The sequence below is a fragment of the Mycobacterium neumannii genome, assembly GCF_048452905.1.
GTDB lineage: Bacteria > Actinomycetota > Actinomycetes > Mycobacteriales > Mycobacteriaceae > Mycobacterium > Mycobacterium neumannii_B.
The window spans coordinates 21,638-45,161 of sequence record NZ_JBCGVF010000002.1 but is presented as its reverse complement, the minus strand read 5'-3'; the positions used below and the strand labels follow the sequence as shown (position 1 = coordinate 45,161).

The 23,524-nt window shown below is 66.1% G+C and carries 26 protein-coding genes and 2 pseudogenes; 18 read left to right on the top strand and 10 right to left on the bottom strand.

What is annotated here, in order from left to right; translation table 11 throughout:
- Window positions 1-2: 2 nt before the first annotated feature.
- A complete protein-coding gene (locus tag AAHH99_RS04780) occupies window positions 3-1,775 on the top strand; it encodes a penicillin-binding transpeptidase domain-containing protein (protein WP_418767869.1) in 1,773 nt (590 codons plus the stop codon).
- Here AAHH99_RS04780 and AAHH99_RS04775 read toward each other — a convergent pair.
- Window positions 1,772-2,902 (bottom strand): DUF6542 domain-containing protein, encoded by a 1,131-nt coding sequence (locus tag AAHH99_RS04775; RefSeq protein WP_418767644.1) that lies wholly within the window; start codon window positions 2,900-2,902, stop codon window positions 1,772-1,774. The genes AAHH99_RS04780 and AAHH99_RS04775 overlap by 4 nt on opposite strands.
- 84 nt (window positions 2,903-2,986) lie before the next feature.
- On the opposite strand from AAHH99_RS04775, the gene ychF reads away from it, so the two are divergent.
- Window positions 2,987-4,060 (top strand): redox-regulated ATPase YchF, encoded by a 1,074-nt coding sequence (gene ychF, locus AAHH99_RS04770; RefSeq protein WP_418767643.1) that lies wholly within the window; start codon window positions 2,987-2,989, stop codon window positions 4,058-4,060.
- A gap of 10 nt (window positions 4,061-4,070) precedes the next feature.
- Here ychF and arsB read toward each other — a convergent pair.
- The 4 genes and pseudogenes from arsB to AAHH99_RS04750 form a co-directional block, all read right to left on the bottom strand.
- Window positions 4,071-5,611: pseudogene (arsB, locus tag AAHH99_RS04765) on the bottom strand (ACR3 family arsenite efflux transporter).
- A 2-nt stretch (window positions 5,612-5,613) separates the two neighbouring features.
- Window positions 5,614-5,997, bottom strand: a complete 384-nt coding sequence (locus AAHH99_RS04760) for an ArsR/SmtB family transcription factor (RefSeq protein WP_418767642.1) — start codon at window positions 5,995-5,997, stop codon at window positions 5,614-5,616.
- Window positions 5,998-6,055: 58 nt separating this feature from the next.
- Window positions 6,056-6,193: pseudogene (locus tag AAHH99_RS04755) on the bottom strand (DinB family protein); the annotation flags it as partial.
- 129 nt (window positions 6,194-6,322) lie between these two features.
- On the bottom strand, window positions 6,323-6,805 hold the full coding sequence (locus AAHH99_RS04750) for an ArsI/CadI family heavy metal resistance metalloenzyme (RefSeq protein WP_418767641.1): 483 nt from the start codon (window positions 6,803-6,805) through the stop codon (window positions 6,323-6,325).
- Window positions 6,806-6,906: 101 nt separating this feature from the next.
- Here AAHH99_RS04750 and AAHH99_RS04745 point away from each other — a divergent pair, with 101 nt between their 5' ends.
- Window positions 6,907-7,266: an Rv2640c family ArsR-like transcriptional regulator gene (locus AAHH99_RS04745; RefSeq protein ID WP_418767640.1), complete on the top strand. Its 360-nt coding sequence runs from the start codon at window positions 6,907-6,909 to the stop codon at window positions 7,264-7,266.
- A 40-nt stretch (window positions 7,267-7,306) separates the two neighbouring features.
- Window positions 7,307-7,672 (top strand): DUF1801 domain-containing protein, encoded by a 366-nt coding sequence (locus AAHH99_RS04740; RefSeq protein WP_418767639.1) that lies wholly within the window; start codon window positions 7,307-7,309, stop codon window positions 7,670-7,672.
- 14 nt (window positions 7,673-7,686) lie between these two features.
- On the opposite strand, the gene AAHH99_RS04735 is transcribed toward AAHH99_RS04740, so the two are convergent.
- On the bottom strand, window positions 7,687-7,842 hold the full coding sequence (locus AAHH99_RS04735; RefSeq protein ID WP_418767886.1) for a hypothetical protein: 156 nt from the start codon (window positions 7,840-7,842) through the stop codon (window positions 7,687-7,689).
- Between AAHH99_RS04735 and AAHH99_RS04730 the strand changes: the two genes are divergently transcribed.
- Window positions 7,777-8,112, top strand: coding sequence for a GNAT family N-acetyltransferase (locus tag AAHH99_RS04730; protein WP_418767868.1), 336 nt, complete (start codon window positions 7,777-7,779; stop codon window positions 8,110-8,112). The two genes, AAHH99_RS04735 and AAHH99_RS04730, sit on opposite strands and share 66 nt — an antisense overlap.
- 11 nt (window positions 8,113-8,123) lie before the next feature.
- Window positions 8,124-8,672 (top strand): VOC family protein, encoded by a 549-nt coding sequence (locus tag AAHH99_RS04725; RefSeq protein WP_418767867.1) that lies wholly within the window; start codon window positions 8,124-8,126, stop codon window positions 8,670-8,672.
- Between the two features lie 11 nt (window positions 8,673-8,683).
- On the opposite strand, the gene AAHH99_RS04720 is transcribed toward AAHH99_RS04725, so the two are convergent.
- Window positions 8,684-8,950 (bottom strand): hypothetical protein, encoded by a 267-nt coding sequence (locus tag AAHH99_RS04720; protein WP_418767638.1) that lies wholly within the window; start codon window positions 8,948-8,950, stop codon window positions 8,684-8,686.
- 122 nt (window positions 8,951-9,072) lie between these two features.
- Here AAHH99_RS04720 and AAHH99_RS04715 point away from each other — a divergent pair, with 122 nt between their 5' ends.
- Window positions 9,073-9,558 carry an SRPBCC family protein gene (locus AAHH99_RS04715; RefSeq protein ID WP_418767637.1) on the top strand — a complete coding sequence of 162 codons (486 nt, stop codon included), beginning with the start codon at window positions 9,073-9,075 and terminating at the stop codon, window positions 9,556-9,558.
- Window positions 9,559-10,095: 537 nt separating this feature from the next.
- Entirely contained in the window at window positions 10,096-10,800 is a 705-nt protein-coding gene (locus AAHH99_RS04710; RefSeq protein WP_418767636.1) for a DUF2993 domain-containing protein, read from the top strand.
- 214 nt (window positions 10,801-11,014) lie between these two features.
- Here AAHH99_RS04710 and AAHH99_RS04705 read toward each other — a convergent pair whose 3' ends face one another.
- Window positions 11,015-11,692 carry a guanylate cyclase gene (locus tag AAHH99_RS04705; RefSeq protein WP_418767866.1) on the bottom strand — a complete coding sequence of 226 codons (678 nt, stop codon included), beginning with the start codon at window positions 11,690-11,692 and terminating at the stop codon, window positions 11,015-11,017.
- A 42-nt stretch (window positions 11,693-11,734) separates the two neighbouring features.
- Here AAHH99_RS04705 and AAHH99_RS04700 point away from each other — a divergent pair, with 42 nt between their 5' ends.
- On the top strand, window positions 11,735-11,911 hold the full coding sequence (locus AAHH99_RS04700; RefSeq protein WP_094288903.1) for a hypothetical protein: 177 nt from the start codon (window positions 11,735-11,737) through the stop codon (window positions 11,909-11,911).
- Here AAHH99_RS04700 and AAHH99_RS04695 read toward each other — a convergent pair.
- Window positions 11,893-12,678 (bottom strand): adenylate/guanylate cyclase domain-containing protein, encoded by a 786-nt coding sequence (locus tag AAHH99_RS04695; RefSeq protein ID WP_418767635.1) that lies wholly within the window; start codon window positions 12,676-12,678, stop codon window positions 11,893-11,895. The two genes, AAHH99_RS04700 and AAHH99_RS04695, sit on opposite strands and share 19 nt — an antisense overlap.
- 25 nt (window positions 12,679-12,703) lie before the next feature.
- Here AAHH99_RS04695 and AAHH99_RS04690 point away from each other — a divergent pair, with 25 nt between their 5' ends.
- Window positions 12,704-13,660: a hypothetical protein gene (locus AAHH99_RS04690; protein ID WP_418767634.1), complete on the top strand. Its 957-nt coding sequence runs from the start codon at window positions 12,704-12,706 to the stop codon at window positions 13,658-13,660.
- Between the two features lie 97 nt (window positions 13,661-13,757).
- Here AAHH99_RS04690 and AAHH99_RS04685 read toward each other — a convergent pair whose 3' ends face one another.
- A complete protein-coding gene (locus AAHH99_RS04685) occupies window positions 13,758-14,615 on the bottom strand; it encodes an alpha/beta fold hydrolase (RefSeq protein WP_418767633.1) in 858 nt (285 codons plus the stop codon).
- A gap of 99 nt (window positions 14,616-14,714) precedes the next feature.
- Between AAHH99_RS04685 and AAHH99_RS04680 the strand changes: the two genes are divergently transcribed.
- From AAHH99_RS04680 to AAHH99_RS04645, 8 genes are all read left to right on the top strand, one after another.
- Entirely contained in the window at window positions 14,715-15,347 is a 633-nt protein-coding gene (locus AAHH99_RS04680) for a TetR/AcrR family transcriptional regulator (RefSeq protein ID WP_418767632.1), read from the top strand.
- A 204-nt stretch (window positions 15,348-15,551) separates the two neighbouring features.
- The gene (locus tag AAHH99_RS04675; RefSeq protein WP_064406628.1) at window positions 15,552-16,319 is read left to right on the top strand and encodes an MlaE family ABC transporter permease; all 768 of its coding nucleotides are present in this window, start codon (window positions 15,552-15,554) and stop codon (window positions 16,317-16,319) included.
- A complete protein-coding gene (locus AAHH99_RS04670) occupies window positions 16,316-17,170 on the top strand; it encodes an ABC transporter permease (protein WP_064397607.1) in 855 nt (284 codons plus the stop codon). Before AAHH99_RS04675 ends, AAHH99_RS04670 begins: the two co-directional genes overlap by 4 nt.
- Before the next feature lies 1 nt (window position 17,171).
- Complete coding sequence (locus AAHH99_RS04665; RefSeq protein ID WP_064411922.1) at window positions 17,172-18,632, top strand: MCE family protein; 1,461 nt, start codon at window positions 17,172-17,174, stop codon at window positions 18,630-18,632.
- A gap of 37 nt (window positions 18,633-18,669) precedes the next feature.
- A complete protein-coding gene (locus AAHH99_RS04660; RefSeq protein WP_418767865.1) occupies window positions 18,670-19,701 on the top strand; it encodes a virulence factor Mce family protein in 1,032 nt (343 codons plus the stop codon).
- Window positions 19,698-21,050 carry an MCE family protein gene (locus AAHH99_RS04655; protein WP_418767631.1) on the top strand — a complete coding sequence of 451 codons (1,353 nt, stop codon included), beginning with the start codon at window positions 19,698-19,700 and terminating at the stop codon, window positions 21,048-21,050. The genes AAHH99_RS04660 and AAHH99_RS04655 overlap by 4 nt, the downstream gene beginning before the upstream one ends.
- Window positions 21,047-22,372 carry a virulence factor Mce family protein gene (locus AAHH99_RS04650; protein WP_418767630.1) on the top strand — a complete coding sequence of 442 codons (1,326 nt, stop codon included), beginning with the start codon at window positions 21,047-21,049 and terminating at the stop codon, window positions 22,370-22,372. Before AAHH99_RS04655 ends, AAHH99_RS04650 begins: the two co-directional genes overlap by 4 nt.
- A complete protein-coding gene (locus tag AAHH99_RS04645) occupies window positions 22,369-23,523 on the top strand; it encodes an MCE family protein (protein ID WP_064411920.1) in 1,155 nt (384 codons plus the stop codon). The genes AAHH99_RS04650 and AAHH99_RS04645 overlap by 4 nt, the downstream gene beginning before the upstream one ends.
- The last annotated feature ends 1 nt before the right edge of the window (window position 23,524 follow it).

Here is a 23,524-nt window from a genome sequence, read left to right as displayed (position 1 = left end):
CGTTGGTAAATCTCGCAGTAGCGTCACGCTCGCTGTTGGTGTTGGCGCTGATCGTGGCCGCCGCGGGTTGCTCTACTGCCGAAGACCGCCTGACCGACGCGGTGCGCGTGTTCGCCGACGCGCTGTCCAAGGGTGACGCCGCTGCCGCCGCGGCCGTCACGAGCGATCCCGCCGCCGCGACCGACACGCTGACCAAGCTCTTCGAGAGCCTCGGCACCGACGTGCAGGTCGAGGTGTCGTCGGTACAGCACGAAGGCGACAAGCCGTCCACCTTCAGCCTCGACACCACCTGGGAGTTCCGCGACGGCGCGACCCGATGGGCGTACACGACGAACGGCACGTCGACCACGTCGGGCGACGACGTCAGGATCGACTGGCGACCGGGGACCGTCGCTCCCGGCCTCGACGAGGGGCCGCTGTCCTACAGCACGCTCACCCCCCAACCGGCCGCACGTGTCCTGGACCGCACCGGTGCGGACCTGCTGACCGAGCACATCGTGACGCTGGTCAACCTGGCGCCCGGCGCAGACGTGAATACCGTTGCCGCGCTGCTCAACCCGATCGCCCCCGGGATCACCGCCGAATCGTTGCGCGCCGACCTCGACGCGGCGGGCGGTAAACCCCTCACCGCGATCACGCTCCGCCGGGAGGACATCGCGCCGATCGAGGCGCCGTTGTCAGCGCTACCGAATGTCACGCTCGCGCCCCAGACACGTCTGCTGGCGACCGACAAGGCGCTCACGTCGCCCACTCTGGCCGGGCTGTCCGAACTGTGGCACCAGCGCACCGACGAGGCCGCGGGATGGGCGGTCAGCGCACAGACGAGTACGGGACCGCGCCGCGTCGGCGGGCAGGACGCCAAACCTGTCGGCGACATCGCCAGCACGCTCGACATCGCGATGCTGCGGGCAGCAGAAGACGCGCTTGCGCCGCTTCCGACCCCGGCGGCGCTGGTCGCGATCCAGCCGTCCACCGGAAATCTCATGGCAGTCGCGCAGAACGCGCCCGCCGACGCGCAGGGGCCGATCGCGTTGACGGGCCTCTATCCGCCGGGGTCGACGTTCAAGACGGTGACGGTGTCGGCCGCACTGCAGGCCGGCCAGGTCACCCCCGACAGCATCGTCGCCTGTCCTGCCACCGAGAACATCGAGGGCAGACAGATTCCCAACGACGACAATTTCGAGCTCGGTCTGGTGCCGTTGCACACCGCGTTCGCGCGGTCCTGCAACACGACCATGGGCCGGCTGGCGGTGAACCTGCCGCCGGACGCGCTGACCAGGGCGGCGGCGCAACTGGGCCTCGGCATCGACTACACCGCGCCCGGGATGACGACCGTCACGGGCAAGGTTCCGGTCGCGGACACCGCGGCGCTGCGCGTCGAAGCGGGCATCGGCCAGGGCCAGGTCACGGCGTCACCGTTCGGTATGGCGATGGTGGCCGCCGCGCTGGCACGCGGTTCGGCGCCGGCCCCCACGATCGTCGAGGGTCAACCGGGCAGGCCCGACCGCACGCCGGATCCGGTCCCGACGGCGGTCGCCGAGCAGGTCAGATCGATGATGCGCGAAACCGTCACCAACGGGACGGCCACCCAGCTACAGGACATCCCCGGCATGCTCGGAAAGACGGGCACCGCCGAGTACATCGACGACACCCACGCACACGGCTGGTTCGTCGGCATCGACGGCGACCTGGCGCTGGCGGTGTTCGTCAGCGACGCGGGCAGCTCCGCTCCGGCGGTGGACGCCGCGGGCCGCTTCCTGCGCGCCCGAGACTAGATGTCGTACTCCCAGGAGTCGGCCTCCCAGCCGCGGGGAGCGCGGCGGCGGGTGCGGTACTCCGCGCGGTCGTCGGCTTCCTCGCCGCGGTAGCGCACCCGGGAGATCGGATGGTGGGTGCCGTTGCCTGACCCGTTGCCGTTGCTGCCGTTTCGGCCGTGCGGCTCGCGTGGCTGGTAGTCGTCGAAGCGACGGCGACGCTCGGGCCGGTCCGCTGTCCGGTCCTGACTTCTGCGGTCGTAGCCGGCGCGACGTTCAGACGGCGGAGGACCCGGCTGACGCGGGTTCGACGTGCGCGGCCTGCGCCGAGGCTCGGCCCCGGGCGGCGGCTCGGCGTGCCTGCCGGGGCGAGCGCGCCGAGCCCGTTCGGCGATCGGCTCGATGATCTCGGTGGCAGGAGGCCGCACATGGCGGGACCGCGACGTCGTGCTGCGCCGGGCCGGCCGACCGCTGCGATCGGCGGCCGCCCTGCTGGTTCGCGACGACGTACGGTCCGCGCGGGCGGTCCGGCTCGCGGTGTCGGGGCGCTTGCGGCGTGGCCGGGGGGCGACCTCGTCGTCCTCGTCACGGGCCTTGCGGGCGAAGAGCGGCGAGATCTTGGCCGCCGCTGCCGTGACCGCGGTCGCCACGGCCGCGGCCAACGCGGGTCCTTTGGCCTCGCTGTCCTCGGAGGCGGCCGGAGATGTGCGGCGTGTCGACATCCCGATGTACCAGCGGCACATGCCGATCAGCAGCACGGCCGCAGACGTGAAGAACATCAGGGGGAAGCGCTCGATCAGCGGATAGCCGCAGTTGATCGCCAGGTCCTTCACCCCGGTGAACTGGCCGCCGGTGAACAGGAAGTAGGCGCCCGGCACGCTGACGAACAACAGCAGTGGCGGCTGGATGACCGCGGTGAACACGGCTTGCTGGCGTACCGCCAGCACGGCGGCGAGGCAGCCGAGGACATAGAACGCCGCGAACACGGAGCTGAGTTCTCTGCTGCCCGCTCCGGCGTCGAACGCGAACCCGACCGTCGTCAGGGTGACCGCGATCAGCACGCCGCCCCACCCGGGCACACCGGGGAAGTTGGGATGCGCGGAGCGGTGGTCGGCGCCGACGGCCGACCGCGCGCGCTGTGCTGACACAGGTAGACCGTACCGGCTCTGGCTCCGTGTGGCTGTCAGCGCGGTTCTGGCGTGCCCGTCACGGTCTCCTAGACTCTGGACCCTGTGAGCTTGAACCTGGGAATCGTCGGCCTGCCGAACGTCGGGAAATCGACGCTGTTCAACGCGTTGACGCGCAACGACGTCCTCGCGGCCAACTACCCGTTCGCCACGATCGAACCCAACGAGGGTGTCGTTCCGCTGCCCGATCCGCGACTGGCCGAGCTCGCCAAGATGTTCGGGTCGGAAAAGATCGTTCATGCGCCGGTCACCTTCGTTGATATCGCCGGGATCGTCAAGGGCGCCTCGGAAGGCGCCGGGCTGGGCAACAAGTTCCTCGCCAACATCCGCGAGAGCGACGCGATCTGCCAGGTGGTGCGGGTGTTCAGCGACGACGATGTGGCGCACGTCGATGGCCGCATCGATCCCAAGTCCGACATCGAGGTGATCGAGACCGAGCTGATACTGGCGGATATGCAGACGCTGGAGAAGGCGTTGCCGCGGCTGGAGAAGGAAGCCAGGACGCACAAGGAACGCCGGCCGGCGTATGAGGCTGCCGTGGCTGCGCAGGAAGTCCTCGACGAAGGAACCACGTTGTTCGCCGCCGGAACCGACGTCGCGCCGCTACGGGAACTCAATCTGCTGACTACCAAACCGTTCCTGTACGTGTTCAACGCCGACGAGGCCGTGTTGACCGACGAGGAGCGCAAGGCGGAGCTACGTGAACTGGTCGCACCCGCCGACGCGGTCTTCCTGGACGCCAAGATCGAGGCCGAGCTGCAGGAGCTCGACGACGAGTCGGCCGCCGAGCTGTTGGAGTCCATCGGCCAGACCGAACGCGGGCTGGATGCGCTGGCGCGGGCGGGTTTTCACACCCTCAAGTTGCAGACGTTCCTCACCGCGGGGCCCAAGGAGGCCCGCGCGTGGACGATCCGCCAGGGCGACACCGCGCCGAAGGCGGCCGGCGTGATCCACACCGACTTCGAGAAGGGCTTCATCAAGGCCGAGATCGTCTCCTACGACGACCTGATCGAGGCCGGTTCGATGGCCGCCGCGAAGGCCGCGGGCAAGGTGCGGATGGAAGGCAAGGACTACGTCATGGTCGACGGCGACGTGGTCGAGTTCCGGTTCAATGTGTAGAGCACTGCCGCTACGCACCGGGTACGCGTCGAACGGCGACACCGAGCTCAGTGAGTAGCCGGCGGACGCGCTCTTCGATGTCGTCGCGGATCGGTCGAACGGCGTCGACCGACTGGCCGGCGGGGTCGGGCAACGCCCAGTTCTCGTAACGCTTGCCAGGGAAGACGGGGCAGGTGTCGCCGCAGCCCATGGTGACGACGACATCGGCGGCGTGGACGATCTCGTCGGTCCAGGGCTTGGGGAACTCGTCGGTGATGTCGATGCCGACTTCTGCCATGGCCTCGATGGCGGAGGGGTTGATCTCGTTAGCCGGTTCGGAGCCGCCGGACCAGGCGACGGCGTCATCCCCGGCCATGTGGACGAAGTAGCCCAGCGCCATCTGGGACCTCCCGGCGTTGTGGGTGCACAAGAACAGCACGGTCGGCTTGTCGGCGGCCATTTTTTCTGTCATTGCGCGCTCCGATCGGGCGTGACGGGTGCCGGGGTTGAGTCGCCAGTGAAAAGGCGGCGAAGGGCCAGTGAAACGTAGACGAGGGCGACGAGGACGGGTACTTCGATGAGTGGGCCGACGACTCCGGCGAGTGCCTGGCCCGAGGTTGCGCCGTAGGTGGCGATGGCGACGGCGATGGCAAGTTCGAAGTTATTGCCCGCGGCGGTGAATGCAAGCGTGGTGGTGCGCTGGTAGCCCAACCCGAGTAGAGCTCCAAGGAGGTAGCCACCGCCCCACATCACGGCGAAGTAGGCCAGCAGTGGCAGGGCGATGCGGACGACGTCCAGGGGTCGGCTGGTGATCTGTTCGCCTTGCAACGCAAAGAGAATCACGACGGTGAACAGCAGGCCGTACAGCGCCCACGGGCCGACTCTGGGCAGGAACGTGGATTCATACCAGGTGCGCCCCTTGGCCCGCTCTCCGAGCCGCCGAGACAGGTACCCCGCGAGCAGTGGAATGCCGAGGAAGATCAGTACGGACTTGGCGATCTGCCAGGGGGAGGTGCTAATGGTCGTCTGTTCCAGACCGAGCCAGCCGGGCAGCACGGACAGGTAGAACCAGCCGAGAACGGCGAACATGATGACCTGGAAGATCGAGTTGAATGCGACCAGGACGGCGGCGGCTTCGCGATCGCCACAGGCGAGGTCATTCCAGATGATCACCATGGCAATGCATCTCGCGAGACCCACGATGATCAGACCGGTACGGTATTCGGGTAGGTCGGGCAGTAGCAGCCAGGCCAGCGCGAACATCAGCGCCGGACCGAGCACCCAATTGAGCACCAACGAGCTAATGAGCAACTTGCGGTCGCCAGTGACGGTGTCGAGCCGGTCGTAGCGGACCTTCGCCAGCACCGGATACATCATGATCAGCAAGCCGAGCGCAATGGGCAACGAGATGCCGTCGATCTCAACGTGATTCAAGGTCGTGTTCAGGCCTGGAACGAGTCGTCCGAGGAACAGGCCAGCGGCCATCGCAATGCCGATCCATACCGGCAGGAAGCGGTCGAGCAGCGACAACTTCTCAACGACGGTGGGGTGCGCGTCCGCGGTGAGGGACATGGTCACGCGGGGGCCCCGGTTGTCGCGTCGTCGGCGGCGACAGTGCTCAGTACCGACGAGAGCGTCATCAGAGTTTCAGTACGGACGGAGTAGTACACCCATGACCCCCGACGCTCGGAGACCAGAAGCCCGGCGTCTTTGAGGACCTTGAGGTGATGCGAGATTGTGGGTTGGGTGACGTCGAAGTCGCCGGAAATATCGCAGACGCAGGCCTCTCCACCGGCGTGACTGGCGACCAAGCTGAACAAGCGCAGACGCACTGGGTCGGACAGGGCCTTGAGTTTGGCTGCGATGTCGGCAGCGGCAGCGGTCGACAACGGTTCGCGGATGACGGGGGCGTAGGCGCAGACCGCCGCATCGTTCAAGGGGAGACGCGACTTAGACATCCATCGATATTGACAGGCATCGATTCAGGACGCAAACGAACATCGGGTGAACGTCGCCTCAGGTTCGCGTGGTGAGGGTGAGCTGGCCGGAGTGGAAGTCGAAGTGCCGTCCGGGATATCGGTAGAGGTCCTCCAACGTCATGTAGTCGCTGAAGAAGGGGTCCCATCGGGTCGGGAAGTGCATACCTCGGTGGAAGTCGATGCGGGCGCGTTCGAGGTCGGCGTTGATCGCGGCTCGATCGACGCTCGTACCGCCCGCCTCCATACTTCGATGATGCGCCCGCCGCGATCAGATCTCCACGAGGTCGCGGCGGGCGCACCGCATCTAGCAGCAGGAAGACGTTGCCGCCACCTTGTCATCGTTGTCCGCGGCCGTACCGCGGCAGCAGACGTCGCCTTCAGCGTCAGTGTCGCCGGGCTGCTGCGGGCTGGTGCCGAAGGTGTCGGAGTCTTCGAGCACCGTGTACACCTCCCACTTCTCGCCAGCCGGGCCAGTGACCCAGACCTTGTCCTGCTTGGCGAAGCAACAGGTGGTGCCGATCTCTTCGTCCGTGAACAGCCCCTCGTCGGTCAGGCGGGCGATCTCGGCGTGGACGGTCTCGCTCGTCGCAACCTCGACTCCGAGGTGGTTGATCGTGCCGCCGTTGCCGGGGTTCTCCAGCAAGACCAGCTTCAGCGGTGGTTCCGCGACAGCGAAGTTCGCATAGCCCTCCTTGATTTTGGCGGGTGCAGTGTTGAACAGCTTCGAGTAGAAGGTGATTGCTTCGTCGAGGTCGTCGACGTTTAGGGCGAGCTGAACGCGGGACATGATGTTCCTCCATACTTGTGAGACATATATCGAAGTAGCCGGCTGCTCACCACTTTCCTCACCTTTTTGATATATGTCAAGGCCCGTGGCAGACTTGCTTCATGCCCAAATCGTTGCCCGTGATCGATATGTCCGCGCCGGTGTGCTGTGCGCCGGTTGCCGCCGGTCCGATGAGCGACGACGCCGCGCTCCATGTCGCGCTTCGACTCAAGGCGCTCGCTGACCCCGCCAGGGTGAAGATCATGTCGATGTTGTTCAGTTCGTCGGCGGGCGAGCAGAACAGCGGCGAACTTGCGACGGCACTTGGGTTGACCGAATCGACTGTCAGCCATCACCTGACCCAGCTTCGACGCGCTGGGCTGGTCGAGTCCGACCGGCGCGGAATGAACGTGTACCACCGACCGCACCGCGATGCACTGGGTGCGCTATGCACCGTCCTGGACCCAAACTGCTGCACCTAGTCTCGCCGGGGTCGTATGGGCGAAACGTTACATTCGGGGTATGGCAGAAGACTGGCGCATAGACCGGGTCGAGGAGATTCGGTCGTTGATCAAACAAGCCGAACCCGACGTCGTCGAGGAGATCAAATGGCGCAAACCGTCCAACCCGGATGGTGTGCCTGCGTTCTCGTTGGACGGGCTCATCTGCACGCTGGAGATGTACAAGGGCAAGGTCAAGGTGAATTTCGCCAAGGGCTCGTCCATCGACGACCCCGATGAACTTTTCAACGCGAGCCTGCAAGCTCCCGTCGGGCGGTCGATCGATCTGCGCGAAGACGACGATTTGGATCCAAAGGCGTTCAAGGCCCTGATCAAACGAGCCGTCGAGGTCAACCGCAGCAACAAGGCGTCGAAGCGCCGCAAGTGAGGATCGCCGACCGGCTACCCCGTGGCGAAGGCAACGTGACGGTCCGGCGGCTGCGCCACGGCGACGCGCACGCATTCGCGGCGGGCACCGACGACACGCTTGCCGTGCTGGCCATCGCGGACGCGTGGTCCGACGACTTCCTCGGCAGCACCGTCCTTTTCGACATCCACGAATCCGATGCAGAGGTCGGGTTCTGGTTGGCTCCGCAGGGGCGCGGTCGCGGCGCGGCCCGTCAAGGCCTGTCGGCAGTCGCTGGTCTGGCCACCGAAGCCGGATTGACTCGGTTGACGGCACGGACCGCTCGGAGAACGTCGGATCTCGTCGGGTACTGGAACGCGTCGGCTTCGTGCTCGCGGGCGGTCCCCGGGACGGGGTCACGCCATCTGGCGAAACGACGACGGTCGTCACATACAAGTACTACACTCCGTAGTACACAATGAGGGAGGTCGCGATGCGGTGGCGCGGGGTCAGTCACGTGGAGTTTGCGGTGCTGGACTACGGCGACTCGATCGCCTTCTACGACGCGTTGTTCGGCTGGCTCGGATACAGCAGCTTCTCGTCGATGAACATGGAATATCAGTCGATCTACTACATGACGCGCTACGTCAACCCGCACAGTTACATCGGCATCCAACCCGCCCGCACCGGCGCGAAGTTGAGCCACGCCGACCAGTCCGTCGGCATCAACCACATCGCCCTGTGGGCGCGAAGCCGCAAAGAAGTCGACCGCTTCCACCGCGGGTTCCTGGTCGCGCGCGGTGTCCCGGTCACCGACCCACCGAGGGAGTATCCGCAGTACTGGCCCGGCTACTACGCGGTCTTCTTCGACGATCCGATCAACGGCATCCACTGGGAGTTGACGTGGGTGCCGAAAGTGCCGACGCCCCGGCATGTCTGGTCGTCCTATCGGGCGTTGCGGGTATTCGCCAAAGCCAGGCCGGACCTGGCGAACACCGTGCCCGGAGTCACGTGGCAGGCGAGGCGGACCCTGCCGGGCTAGTGGAAACGAAGTCAGGGGAGGGCTACCCGCATCGAGCCGTCACACGCCTGGAGCGGAGGGCTGGCGACGCGCACCGAGCCGTCACACAACCGCGATTGCGGATGGGTGTCGCGCACCGAACCGTCACCGGGGGCAGCGACATCGGAGTATTCGATCCTCAGCTCCGGATGCGGTGACGGGGTTGCGTTGGCGGCACCCGCGGTGAGCGCTGCGGCGAGGGCCACACCGCCCAACAGCGTCGCCCCGATCATCGACTTCTTCGCGCCGTGTGTGTTCATGTCTGTGTGGTTCCTTCTCGCGAGGCTCCGCGCGTGTCGCGTAGCCAGTGCGATGAGTAGAAGGCCCCGGACGCGCTACCGATCCCAAGATTGCGATCGCCGAATCGGGTTCAATGTTGTTGATGACACGCACGGATACCGCATCGCGGGTGGTCAAGGCCCCGCTGAGCCGCGTCTTCGAGGCGCTCGTCGACCCTGAGGCGCTGATCGAGTGGCTGCCCCCGTCGGGGATGACCGGCAGATTCGAACACTTCGACGCCCGGCCTGGCGGTTCCTACCGAATGGTCCTGAGATACAGCGAACCGCGCGCGCAGGGCGGCAAGAGCGACGCCGACTCCGATGTCGTCGAGGGACGCTTCGTCGAGATAGAGCCCGATGACCGTGTGGTCCAGACCATCGAATTCGCTTCTGCCGACGCGGTTTTCGGCGGAACGATGACGATGACGTGGTCGGTGACGAGGGTCGACGGCGGCACGCGGGTCGAACTGCGCGCGGACGACGTGCCGGTCGGGATCTCGGCCGCCGACCACGCGGAGGGGATGAATTCTTCGCTTCAGAACCTCGCGGATTACCTTGCCAGGCGACAGGCCGTGTTTCGCGCCGAGTGATCGGCCGACCAAGCGATGCACGCCCTGCTGGGCTTGCTCGGACTGAAGAAGCGCAGAGACGCCGACTACCCGGCCGTTCGCAACACCGGCACGACGAACCCGCCGTGCCGCGCGCGTAGCGCGTCGTCGATCTACGAACCCCCGCCGGGCCCGCCCTGGCGAAGGCTTTTCGAGTACTGATAGGGCAGAATTGCGCATGTGACGCAGCCGCCGCACCGCTCGGGCCCGCCTGACTGGCGGGGCCGCGGCTCGCCGCCACCGCATCCGGGTCAACGGCGACCGCCCCCTCGGCCGCCGGAGCCGCCCCGGCAACCGGCTCCGCCGCCGCACGAGCGGCCTACCGAGCAACTCCGAACCTCAAGGGGGCCGGCGAGTGCGGGTCCGACACAACGCTTCCCGCGACCACCATCACCGGCCGACGTGCAGCCGACCCAGCAGCTCCAGCGACGAGAACCGATTCCGCCACCGCCACCGCCAACGTTCGGACCGACGCCGGGCGGGGACGAGAAACCGCGGCGCAGACACGGTTTCAACAAAATGTCGATCTTGCTGATCGCCGTCATCGTGCTCGCCCTGCTGGCGGGTGGCCTGGCCGCCGGCGAGCTCTATGCGCGGCAGCGCGCGGACAACATCTTGACCGAGGTCGCCGAGTGTGTGACCGAAGACGGCGTCAAGATCTCTTTCGGAGTGAACCCGCCGTTCCTGTGGCAGCACATGACGGGGCATTACACCAACATCTCGGTCACCACCGACGGAAACCGGGTGCAGAGCGCCGACGGTATGACCGCGGAGGTCACCCTCGCCTATGTGCGGTTGCAGGACACCGGAGACTCCAAGGGCACCATCGGATCGCTTGACGCGACGCTGAGCTGGAAGTCGGCCGGTATCAAGGACACCGTTGCCGCGAACCTGCCCGGTGTCGGCAATCTGGTCACCGGCGTGCGTACCGACCCCGCGGCGGGGACGGTGATCCTGGAGGCCGGCGACAACAGCGTCAGCGCCAAACCCGTCGTGACCGACGGCGACCTGAACCTGCAGGTCCTCGACGTCACCGGCCCGCTGCCCAAGGACGCTGTGCAAACCGCGCTCAACGACCTGACAAAGAAGCTCAACGACAACTACCCGCTCGGGATCCGAGCCGACAGCGTCGAGGTCACCGACTCCGGCGTCGTCGGCACATTCTCGAGTCGTGACGCCGCCATCCCCAAGGAGGACGCCAACCCCTGCTTCGCCCGCCTCTGACGGCAATCACGCAGTGCTACACAACTACCCAATGACGCCGAAGGGAAAGCCACCAAGAACGACGCATCCCGACAACAACATTGTGAGGGCGGCCAGCAGCAATGTCACGGTGATTCTCGTCCGCGTCAACATGACAACTAGGGTAGGGGGACGGGAATGAAAAGGGAACCATGGTATTTCCCTTGCTTCGGACAACACACTCGGGTGCCGCCGATCAGTCCAGCGTCACGGCGATTTCGGGGCTGAGTTGATAGCCGGGCGCGAGCGGCAGTGTGTCGCCGCTCCAGAACGAGCCTGGGTCGAACCAGTTGTAGTGCTTCTCCGAGGTCAGCAAGCCCATCTCCTCGTAGGTGATGGCGACAGTCTCGGCGCAGTACGCGGTCTGCAGCCCCACTTGGAGCTTCTCCTGTTTTCTGCGTAGCGTCGCATCGCGAACCTTCCTGTGCACGAACGGAATTCCGCGGGTGAAGTCCGTGACGGCCAGGCGCCCGCGAAACCACCGGCCGGTCAGCCGCGCGGTGCTCGGGAACGGTGTGCCGTCCATACGGGCGACCACCTTCAACGCGCGGTCCTCCTGCTCGCGGCTGGCATACGGCGTGAGCTGGCGCAGCCAGCAACGCTGGTGATAGTTGTTGATCCACCGCTCTACCACCAGGCGCGCGTCGTTGAGTTGCACGCCCCGCTGGTTGCGCCCGGTCCACATGTCGGTCAGCTTGTCGCCGAGTTCGGCGTGCCAGATCAGCGGCGGCAGGTCTTCGATCGCGATCGTCATCCCGACGTGGTTGACCGGGCTGTTGGTCAGCGACTGAATCGCCCGGTCCGGCCCCGACCGTCCGCGAAACAGCCACAGATCGCCGGTGCGGGTCGCCTCGAGCGCCTGCTCCAACGACACCGTGGTTGGTTTCACATCCGCAGCTTAGGCAGACTGAGCGTCATGCGCGGTATCTGGAAGTGGGTCGGGCTGGCGAGTGTGGCGGGTGTGGTGGCAGGCGGGGCGTTGGTCGCGCGCGATCAGCGGCGCCGCAATTCGTACACACCCGATGACATCAGGGCGCGGCTACACCAGCGGGTGGCCGAGACCAACGCCGACGGTCAGGACGCAACGGCATAGAGCCGGTGTGATCCGTTGAACCCCTTGAGTTCGGCGTCGCGGCCGTCGTCGAACTCGATGTCCTCGACGTCGGCGAGCGCGTCGCGCACCACCTCGCTCACCAGCACCTCGCCGCCGTTGGCTTCGTTCGCCACGCGGGCGGCCATCGCGACATTGCGTCCGAACAGGTCGTCACCGCGGCGCACCGACTTACCCATGTGGATTCCCATCCGGACGCGAATACCGTTGGGCGGACGACGAAGTGACTGCTGCACCTCGATACTGCAGCGCACCGCTTCCTCCGGTTGGGCGAAGGCCACCATGAACCCGTCGCCCTGACTCTTGACCACGTAGCCCGAGTGTTTCTTCACGTGGCGGCGCACCATCTTGTCGTGGCGGCCAAGCAGCCGGACCCATGCGCGGTCACCGATGCGTTCGTTGAGCGCCGTCGACTCCTCGATGTCGGAGAACAGGATCACCATCTTGCCGCTCGGCGAGAGCCGGGCCAGGTCCGGTCGTTCGACCTCGGCCCAGTCCGCAAGGTCCTCGATTGAGGATCGCACCGCCGCGCCGAGGCCGTCCTTGCGCAGGATGTTCGCGGTCTGCCACACTTGCTTCACCGCCTCGCGACCGCCGCTGAACAGCATGTTCCTGGTGTCCAGACGCCGGTGGGCTTCGTCGAGTTCCTCACGCTGGCGGGTGTAGCGGATCCACAGCACGGCCAGTGCGACGGCTTCGGCCGCCGCCACAATCGCCAACACGTAGACCACGATCTGGGCACCGGTCACCCCTCAAGTATTGGATGCTGAACCGGTGACGTCTGCGGCGCCCCCGTATTACGAGAGTCGCTACATCCGCGCCAACCACCCTGACCTGCCTCAGGCGCTGTGGCTGCGGGAGACGCTGCTGCTCCCCACGGCAGGGGTGGCGGTCGCAGACGTGTGGGTGATGGTCTTCGACCCGGACGGCGCAGGCAACCGCGCGCTCAAGGAGCCGTACCCGATCGAGTCGGCCGACTACCGCTACGAGGACTGGACCGCGCGCATCGCCGCGACCGTCCTCGACGACCGGTCGGCCGAGGGCGTGGTCACCGGTGGGCACCGCTCGGGGCGGTGGGACCTGCGCATCACCCCGGGCGACGAAGCACCGGTCCGGCTGCTCACCGACCGTGCCTACGCGGCGCGGTTTCCGACCGCCAAAACGACGGTGCGCCATCCCCTCGCGCGCTTCGACGGGTTGCTCGAACTCGACGATGTCCGGCTCGTTCTCGACGGCTGGGCCGGCAGCGTCAACCACAACTGGGGGACCCGCCACACTCCGTCGTACGCATACGGGCAGGTCTGCGGGTTCGACGACGCACCGGAAACGACGCTCGAGATCGTCACTGCCCGAGCAGCGTTCGGGCCGGTGCTGTTGCCCGGTGTGACGTTGTTCGTGTTCCGGCATGCCGGTCAGGAGCTCGCCGTGCGCTCGATCCGCGGTAGCCTGCAGACCCACGGCCAATACAGTCCGTTCACATGGACGTTCGGCGGGCGGGTCGCCGACCAGATGATCGAGGGCGAGATCGTGACGCAACCGTCCGACGTGATCGGGCTGACGTACACCGACACGGACGGCGCGACGAAATACTGCTACAACTCCGCGATCGCCAGCTGCCGAATCCAGGTGGCGGGCAAGGCGTTCGAGCGCGCAGAGTTGACGGCCAACCGGCGCGCGATGTTTGAAATCCTGACCAACGACCGCCACGAGGCGGTACCGTTGCTGGCCTGACGCAAGTCTCGAAACTGAGCTTTTGCACGAATTGTCACAACATTTTGGCGTTGTCACAACATTTTGGCGCAAAATCTCAGTTTCAGCGGCGCGCAGGTCACCGGCTGACGAACTGCACCACGACTTCGGAGAACGCGTCGTTGTCGTCGCCGGCGGCGGTGTGCCCGGCCTCGGAGAGCTCGACGAATTCCGCTCGGGGCACCTTCTCCAGGAAGTCCTTGACCCCCGCGGTGCTGACCACGTCGGAAAGCTTCCCACGGATCAACAGGATCGGGATGGTCAAGCTCATCACCGCGTGCTCGAGCTTCTCCTCGCGGACGAACCGGTCATCGATCGGCGCGGTGAGAAACGCCGGATCCCAATGCCAGAACCATCGCCCGTCGCGCAACCGCAGGTTCTTCTTCAAACCTTCGGGGTTGCGCGGCCGCTTCCGGTACGGCAGATACGCGGCGACCGCGTCGGCCGCCTCGTCGAGAGTCTCGAATCCGTCTACGCCGCTGGACATGAACTCGCGGATGCGGGCGCTGCCGTCCTTCTCGTACCGCGGCACCACGTCGACAAGCACCAGCTTGGTGACCTTCTCCGGTCCGGCAGCGGCGGCAGCCAGCATGCCCGTCATTCCGCCCATGCTCGCGCCGATCAAGGCGACCGGACGCCCGATCTGCTCGATGACCGCAAGCGTGTCCGCACTCAACGCGTCGACGGTGTAGTTGGCGTCGGGCGCACGGTCGCTGTCGCCGTGTCCTCGGCTGTCCAGCGCGACCACGTGCAGACCCAGGCCGGCCAGGACGTGTCCGGTCCGCTTCCACGAGTAGCGGTTCTGCCCGCCGCCGTGCAGAAGCAGAACGGAGGGCTGCTCGGTCTCCGCGCCACGGTTCCACTCGTCGGCCACCAGGGTGATGTCCTCCGACCCGCGGAACTTGACGGTCTGCGGGTCGCTGTCAGTCGCGCTCACGGCCGTCCTCTCCGACTCGCCCCGGTGGCTCACGTTACCTACCGGGAAATTCCGCCGATCCCGGCGTCCTTGATGAGGGCGTCAATATACTTTGCGCTCGTGCAGCCCGCGTTTGCCGCCCATGATCGTGAGCGCATCATCGAGGCTGCGTACGCCTGTCTGTCGCAACCGCACACGGGTCCAGTCCCGGTCGCTGCCATTCTGCAGCGGGCTGAAGTCTCGACGCGGGCTTTCTACCGTCACTTCGAATCGAAGGACGAGTTGTTCCTTGCCATGCTGCGCGAGGAGACCGACGCCTTGGCGCGGCGGCTCGACCGTGTCGTCGAGGAGAAGTCGGGTGTTCCCGCCGAGCAACTCGAAGCCTGGATCGAGGGGATGTTCGGGCTGATCCACGACGAGGAGATGCGGATGCACTTCACCGTCATCGACTCCGATGAGGTCCGTGCCGCCAAAGGCTATCGCGAGACGCGCGAGAAGGCCCATGCCGACCGTGAGCGCTCACTGGTGGAGATTCTGCGGCGCGGACGCGACCACGGTTCGTTTCCGCTGGCCGACCCCGAGCAGGACGCGGTCGCCATCAACGCGATCATCAGCCGCGTGTTGATCAGCCAGACCTTCGACGACCACGAGGGTCTGCGGCTGGCCAAGGCCCGCGTACTGGACTTCGCGCTGCGCGCCCTGGGCGCCAGGCAGTACGTCGCCGAACTCGAAAAATCCGTGCGCGAAAGTTAGCCAGTGGCCCCTGTAGTGGGCTGCTCACCTGTTTGACGTCGACGGTTGCTCAACCGCGAAATCCCGATATACGGTTCTCGGACGTCCGGCCGTGTGTACCCTTGCGCCACAGCCATCACGGGCGCGGGTTGTTGGTGTCAGGGAAGGTCGGCGGGCTATGGCAGTGCAGATGGCAGTGCGAAGCGCGCGGGTGGGAGCCGACTGATGGTCGCTGTCAATGCAATTGCCAAGCCCGTGCGCGCCTTCGGCGGCTTCTACTCCATGGCGCTCGACACCTTCGTGTGGATGTTCCGGCCACCTTTCGCGTGGCGGGAGTTCATCTCTCAGGCGTGGTTCGTCGCGCGCGTGTCGATACTGCCGACACTGATGCTGACCATTCCGTATACGGTGTTGCTGACCTTCACGTTCAATATTCTGTTGGTGGAATTCGGCGCTGCCGACTTCTCCGGAACGGGCGCGGCGCTCGGAACCGTGCGCCAGATCGGGCCGATCGTGACGGTGCTGGTTGTCGCGGGTGCGGGCGCCACCGCCATGTGCGCCGACCTCGGCGCGCGCACCATCCGCGAAGAGCTCGATGCGCTGCGGGTTATGGGCGTGAATCCCATTCAGGCGCTGGTCGTTCCGCGTGTGTTGGCGGCGACGCTGGTGTCGCTTGCGTTGTCCGCGACCGTCATCCTCGTCGGTCTGGCCGGCGCGTATTTCTTCGTGGTCTACATTCAGAACGTCTCACCGGGTGCGTTCGCCGCGGGTCTGACGTTGCTCATCGGGACCACCGACGTCATCATCGCGTTGCTCAAGGCCGCGCTGTTCGGTTTGTCCGCAGGCATGATCGCTTGCTACAAGGGCATTTCCGTGGGCGGAGGGCCGGCGGGTGTCGGCAACGCCGTCAACGAGACCGTGGTCTTCACGTTCATGGCGCTGTTCGCGATCAACATCGTCGCGACCGCGGTCGCGGTGAAGGTGACGATGTGACTGTTTCGAGGCCGCATTCCCAGTTCCCGTGGCTGAAGGCCCGGTTCAAAAGCGTCGCCGATCCGTGGAACCGCGTCGGCATGCAAGCCAAGTTCTTCGGCCGCACTCTGACCTCGATCCGCTACACCGTCGTCCACTACCAGGTCGAGCTGATCCGGATCATCGCCCAGATGGGCCTTGGCGCGGGCGCACTCATCATCATCGGCGGCACGGTGGCGATTGTCGGCTTCCTCACCGTGACCACCGGCGCCCTCGTGGCCGTGCAGGGCTACACCGACTTCTCGGAAATCGGCGTCGAGGCGCTGACCGGTTTCGCCTCGGCGTTCTTCAACGTGCGGCTGATCGCGCCGGCCACCACGGCGGTGGCGTTGTCGGCGACCATCGGCGCGGGCGCCACCGCACAACTGGGCGCCATGCGGATCAACGAGGAGGTCGACGCGCTGGAAGTGATGGGCATCCGCAGCATCGCCTACCTCGCATCGACGCGGGTGGTCGCCGGCTTCCTGGTGGTGATCCCGCTGTACTGCGTCGGCGTGATCGCGGCGTTCTGGGCGGCACGGTTCGGCACCACCGTGATCTACGGTCAGTCGACGGGTGTGTACGACCACTACTTCAGGACGTTCCTCAACCCCACGGACCTGATGTGGTCGTTCGGTCAAACCATCGCGCTGTCAGTGATGATCATGCTGGTGCACACCTATTACGGCTACACCGCGCGGGGTGGGCCCGCGGGCGTCGGTGAGGCCGTCGGGCGGGCCGTGCGCACCTCGCTCATCGTCTCGGCCTTCGTGCTGGTGATGCTCTCGCTCGCTGTCTACGGTCAATCCGGCAACTTCAACCTGGCCGGCTGATATGGACGTCGAAGAGGAAGGCCTGCATCCCGCGTGGTGGACGTTGATCCTCGTGGTGATCGTCGCCGCCGCCATCTGGTTGACGTATGCCCTGTTCGTCGGCGCCTTCCGCAAGACCGAGACCGTCACCCTGACGTCGGACCGTTCGGGTCTGGTGATGGAAACCGACGCCAAGGTGAAGTTGCGCGGCGTGCAGGTCGGGCGGGTCTCCGCAATCCAGGGCGGCAGCCAGCCGGTGGCGTTGAAGCTGGAGATCGACAAGGACAAGCTTCAGTTCATCCCGTCGAACGTCGAGGCGCAGATCCGGGCGACGACGGTGTTCGGCGCCAAATTCGTCGATCTGATCTATCCGAGCGATCCCAGTTCAGCGCGGCTCGCCGCCGGTCAGGTGATCGAGTCGCGTAACGTCACCGTCGAAGCCAACACGGTGTTCCAGAACATCGTCGACGTGCTCGAGCAGGTCGACCCGGCCAAGCTCAACAGCACGTTGTACGCGCTCGCCGAGGGTGTCCGAGGTCAGGGTGAGCTGATCGGCCAGGCCACCACCGACGCGAATCAGGTTCTGCTCGAACTCAATCCACGCAACGAGACCATCACCGAGGATTTGCGCGCGCTGCGGGATTTCAACGACACGTACAGCGCTGCGGCACAAGACATTCTGAGCACCCTCGACGCGCTCAGCACCACAAGCACCACGATCACCGGCCAGGCCGGCCAACTGGATGCGCTGCTGCTCGCCACCATCGGGCTCTCCAACAGCGGAATCAACCTGCTCGCGCCGAACCAGGCGAACCTGATCAAGTCCATCAACGTGCTCGAGCCGACGACCAACCTGCTGTACAAGTACAGCCCGGAGTACACCTGCCTGCTGACCGGCGCGAAGACCCTGCTCGACACCGGCGGGTACGACGCGCCCGGCGGTAACGGCCGGACGCTGGTGCTGGACGTGGCCCTCGGCGTCGGCGACGACCCGTACCGGTACCCCAACCACCTGCCGATCGTCGGCGCCAAGGGCGGGCCGGGCGGCAAACCCAGCTGCGGCTCGCTGCCCGACGTCGCGCAGAACTGGCCGGTGCGCAACCTGGTCACCAACACCGGGTTCGGCACCGGAATCGACTGGCGGCCGAACCCCGGCATCGGCTTCCCCGGGTACGCCAACTACCTGCCGACCACCCGCGCCGTGCCCGAACCGCCGAGCGTGCGGAACCTGTTCGGCGGACCCGCGATAGGTCCGATCCCGTACCCGGGAGCCCCCGCTTACGGTGCCGACCTGTACGCCGACGACGGCACCCCGCTGTGGCCGGGCCTACCGGCCGCCCCGCCGCCGATGGCGCCGCGGGATCCCGGCCCGACACCGGGTTCGGAACCGTTCATCGTCCATTCGCCCGCCCAGGTGCAACCCACGCCCCTACGACCGACACCCCTGCCGACCCCCGCGCGACCGGGGCCCCCGTTCGGATGAACCACGACGCCATGAGAGGTGACACGCCATGTCCAGCATGAACGCCAGGGTTCGACGGGACGCGGTGCGTCTCGCCGTGTTCCTGGCTGTGTGCCTGCTCGGCGTGTTCGGACTGTTCGCGGTCTTCGGCGAGATGCGCTTCGGGGAGGCCACCAACAGCTATGTCGCCGAGTTCACCAATGTCACCGGTCTGGAGAACGGCGATTTCGTGCGCATCGCCGGCGTCGAGGTCGGCAGCGTGGAAAAGGTTGCCATCCAACCCGATACCACTGCGCGGGTGGAGTTCAACGCGGACCAGTCGGTGGTGCTGACCGAGGGCAGCAGGGCCGTCATCCGATACGACGACCTCATCGGGGGCCGCTACCTGGCACTCGAGGAGGGCGTCGGCGGAGTCAAGAAGCTCGAGCCCGGCGGCACGATCCCCTTCGCCCGCACATCTCCCGCGCTCGACCTCGACGCGCTGATCGGCGGCTTCCGACCACTGTTCCGTGCGCTGGACCCAGACCAGGTCAACGCGCTGTCGAGTCAGCTCATCCAGGCGCTGCAGGGTCAGGGCGCGACCATCAACTCGTTCCTGTCCCAGACCGCGGCGCTGACAACGACTTTGGCGGATCGCGACCGGCTGATCGGCGACGTGATCGTCAACCTCAATGTGGTGCTGGGATCCCTCGGCGACCAGAACGACCAGTTCGCTAAGGCGGTCGACGCGCTCAGCGAACTGGTCGGGACACTGGCTGAACGCAGATCCGACATCAGCAACGGGCTGGCGTACACCAATGAAGCGGCCGGAACCGTCGCGGACCTTTTGGACCAGGCTCGTCCACCGTTCACCAAGGCGATCCAGGAAACGGACCGCGCCGCGGGGATCGTGGTGGCCGACCACGAGTACTTCGACAACCTGCTGAACACTCTGCCGGACGCCCATCAAGCGCTCGCACGGCAAGGGCTCTACGGCGACTTCTTCAACTTCTATCTCTGCGACATCGTGCTCAAACTCAACGGCAAGGGCGGCCAGCCGGTGTATGTGAAAGTCGCCGGGCAGTCCACCGGGAGGTGTGCGCCGAGATGAGGTCCTTCTCGGAACGGAATCAGACCGTCATCGGGGCCGTCGGGCTGGCGCTGACGGTCGGCATTGTGCTGGGATCGCTGAACTACGATCGGCTGCCGTTCTTGCAGGGCAGTGAGTACTCGGCCTACTTCGCCGAGGTCGGCGGGCTGCAAGCCGGTAAGGCCGTGCGTGTTTCGGGGTTCGAGGTCGGCAGGGTCAAGTCCATCGAGTTGGACGGACCGCGCGCGCTGGTGACGTTCACCGTCGACAGTGAGATCCGGTTGGGCGATCGCACCGAGGCGGCGATCAAGACCGAGGGCCTGCTGGGCACGAAGATCCTCGAGGTCACCTCCCGCGGCGACGGCCGCCAGGAGGGCACAATCCCCCTCGATCGCACGACGTCGCCCTATGAGCTGCCGGATGCGCTCGGCGAATTGGCCACGGCGATCAGCGGTTTGAACACCGACCAGTTGTCGGACTCGCTGCGGGTGTTGTCGGAGACCTTCTCCGACACCCCGCCCGAGCTCCGTGTCGCGATCGAGGGTGTGGCCCGGTTCTCCGACACGCTGAACGAACGCGACGCGCAGCTGCGCGGGCTGCTCGGCAACGCCGACAAGGCCACCAAGGTGCTGGCCGAACGCAGCAACCAGATCGTGAGCCTGGTCAACAACACCAACGCGCTGCTGGCCGAGCTGGAAAACCAGAGCGCCGCACTGGATCAGGTGTCGGGCAACATTTCGGCGCTCAGCGGTCAGTTGCAGGGTTTCATCGGCGAAAACCGTGAGACCCTGCGACCTGCCCTGGACAAGCTCAACGGCGTGCTGACGATCATCGACAATCGCAAGGAACGCCTGCAGAAGTCGCTCGCGTTGCTGACCGACTATGTGATGTCGCTGGGTGAATCGGTGTCTGGCGGTCCGTTCTTCAAGAACTACGTCGCCAACCTGCTGCCGGGTCAGTTCCTGCAGCCGTTCATCGATGCCGCGTTCTCCGATCTCGGCCTGGACCCGAACGTGAAGCTGCCGTCGGAGCTGAGCGACCCGCAGGTCGGTCAGCCGGGAACGCCGGCGCTGCCGGTGCCGTTCCCCCGTACGGGTCAAGGCGGTGAACCACGGCTGACGGTCCCCGACGCCATCACCGGCAATCCCGGCGATCAGGCGTGCGGACCGCCCGGGCTGCCGTTGCCGGGTCCCGGCTGCTATCCCTACCGCGAGCCGTTGCCGGCGCCGCCGCCCGGCGGGCCGCCTCCGGGACCGCCCGCTGAGGCACCGCCGGCTCTGCAGTCGACCGCGGACCCGACGCCGTCTCCGGTCGCGGTGCCCGCTCCCGGCGGGCAGGCTCACCTCTCACCCGCGGAGGCCGGACGATGACGCGCGGCGCACGCAACATGCTGGCCATTGCGTTGGTCGTGATACTCGCCGCGGGCGCGATCGTGTTGTTGCGCAACACCGGAGCGATCAACCGCACACACGTCGTCGCCTACTTCGACAACGCCAACGGCATCTATCCCGGTGACGACGTCAACATCGTCGGCGTTTCCGTGGGCAAAATCGAGTCCATCGAACCGCAGCCCGACCGGGTCAAGATCTCGTTCTGGTACGACAGCAAGCACAAGGTGCCGGCAGACGCCAAGGCCGCGATCCTGTCACCGACGTTGGTCACCGCGCGCGCGATCCAACTGACCCCGCCCTACACCGGCGGGCCGGTGATGGGTGACGATGCGGTGATCCCGCAGTCGCGCACCGCCGTCCCGGTTGAGTGGGACGAGGTCCGCCAACAATTGCAGAAGCTCGCCGAGACGCTGCAGCCGACCGAACCGGGCGACGTGAGCCCCTTGGGGTCGGTCATCAACACCACTGCCGAGAACCTACGCGGCGAGGGCGCCAACATCCGCGACACCGTCATCAAGCTGTCGCAGGCCGTGACGGCCCTGGGCGATCACAGCACCGACATCTTCTCCACGGTCAAGAATTTGGCGATCCTGGTCTCGGCGCTGCAGGACAGCACCGACGTGATGCGTCAGCTCAACCAGAACCTCGCGTCCGTGACCGGACTGCTCGCCAACGATCCCAACGAAGTCGCCGACGCGCTGCGCGACCTCAACAACGTCGTCGGGGAAGTCCAGACGTTCGTCGCCGACAACCGCGAAGCGCTGGGCACCACGTCGGACAAGTTGGCCGGGGTGACCCAGGCGTTGACCGACAGCCTCGCCGAGGTCAAGCAGTTCCTGCACGTGGCGCCCAACACGTTGCAGAACTACGTCAACATCTGGCAGCCCGCTCAGGGTGCGGTGAGCAGCTTGCCGATGCTCAACAACTTCGCCAACCCGATTTCGTTCCTGTGCGGCGGAATTCAGGCCGCATCCCGGCTCAACGCCGAGCAGTCGGCCAAGCTGTGCGTGCAGTACATGGCGCCGATCCTGAAGAACCGCCAGTACAACTTCCTGCCCATCATGCAGAACGTCTTCTCCGGTGCCACGACGCGGCCCAATGAGCTGACCTACAGCGAGGACTGGTTGCGGCCCGACTACATTCCGCCGCAACCTGTTCCGCCCGCAGCGCCGCCGCCGTCGGCGCAGGCGGCGCCACCCGCGCCGGCCGCCGGCCCGCCGTTGGCGGCTGAGGCGCCGGTCTCGACGAATCCGGCCGACGGTCTGCACGGGATGATGGTGCCCCAGGGGGTCGGGCCATGATGCGGCGCAACCTCATTCGCAGAGCGGCGGTGGTGGCCGTGTCGGCCGCGGTGCTGTCGGGCTGTTCGGACTGGCAGGGGCTGAACTCGCTTCCGTTGCCAGGCGTCGAGGGCACCGGTCCGGGTGCGTTCACGATCCAGGCGCAGATGCCCGACGTCGACAACATCGAGCCCAATTCCCGCGTCCGGGTGGCCGATGTGAACGTCGGCACCGTGCGCAAGATCGAGCGCCAGGGTTGGCATGCGCTGGTGACGATGGAACTCAACGGTGACGTCGAACTGCCCGCGAACGCGACGGCCAAACTCGGGTTGACAAGCCTGTTGGGGTCCTTGCACATCGAGTTGGCCCCGCCGACCGACGCGCCGCCGTCGGGCAAGCTCAAAGAAGGTTCGCTGATTCCGCTGGAGTCGTCGAGCGCCTACCCGAGTACCGAGCAGGCGCTGGCCGCAGTGGCGCTGCTGCTCAACGGCGGTGGGATCGGCAATATCTACGACATCACCGAGGCGTTGAGCGTCGCGTTCACCGGCCGGGAAAGCGACTTGCGCAGCCTCATCGAGCAATTGGATATCGCGATCGGCCATCTCGATGACCAGAAGCAGGACATCATCGAGGCCACCGAGAGCCTGAACAACCTGATGGGTCAGATCGCCGAGCAGAAGCCGGTGGTGGACAAGGCGTTACGGACCATTCCCGATGCCCTGGCCGTGCTGAGGGATCAGCGGCAGAACCTGGCCGAGGTGCTGACTCAGCTGGGCCGGTTCAGCGCGCTGGCCGCCGACTCGGTCAATCAGACCAAAGACGCTCTGGTGCAAGAGCTCAAGGACCTGGGCGTGGTGCTGGAGGAGTTGGCCGACGCCGGTCCCGCGTTGACCCGCGCGCTGAGCTTCTTGCCGACTTTCCCGTTCCCGAAGGAGACACTGCTCAATTGGATGCGCGGCGACTACGCGAACCTGACGTTGGTCGTCGACCTGACGTTGAGCAGAATCGATTCGAGCTTCTTCACCGGAACGCGGTTCGAGTGCAACCTGACCTGGTTGGAGCTGCAGTGGGGCCGCACCATCGGCCAGTTCCCGAGCCCGTGCAACCACCACGTGCCGCCACCGGGCGGCAACCCGTTGGTCGCTCCGTATCGCTGGGATCAGGGGCCGTAGC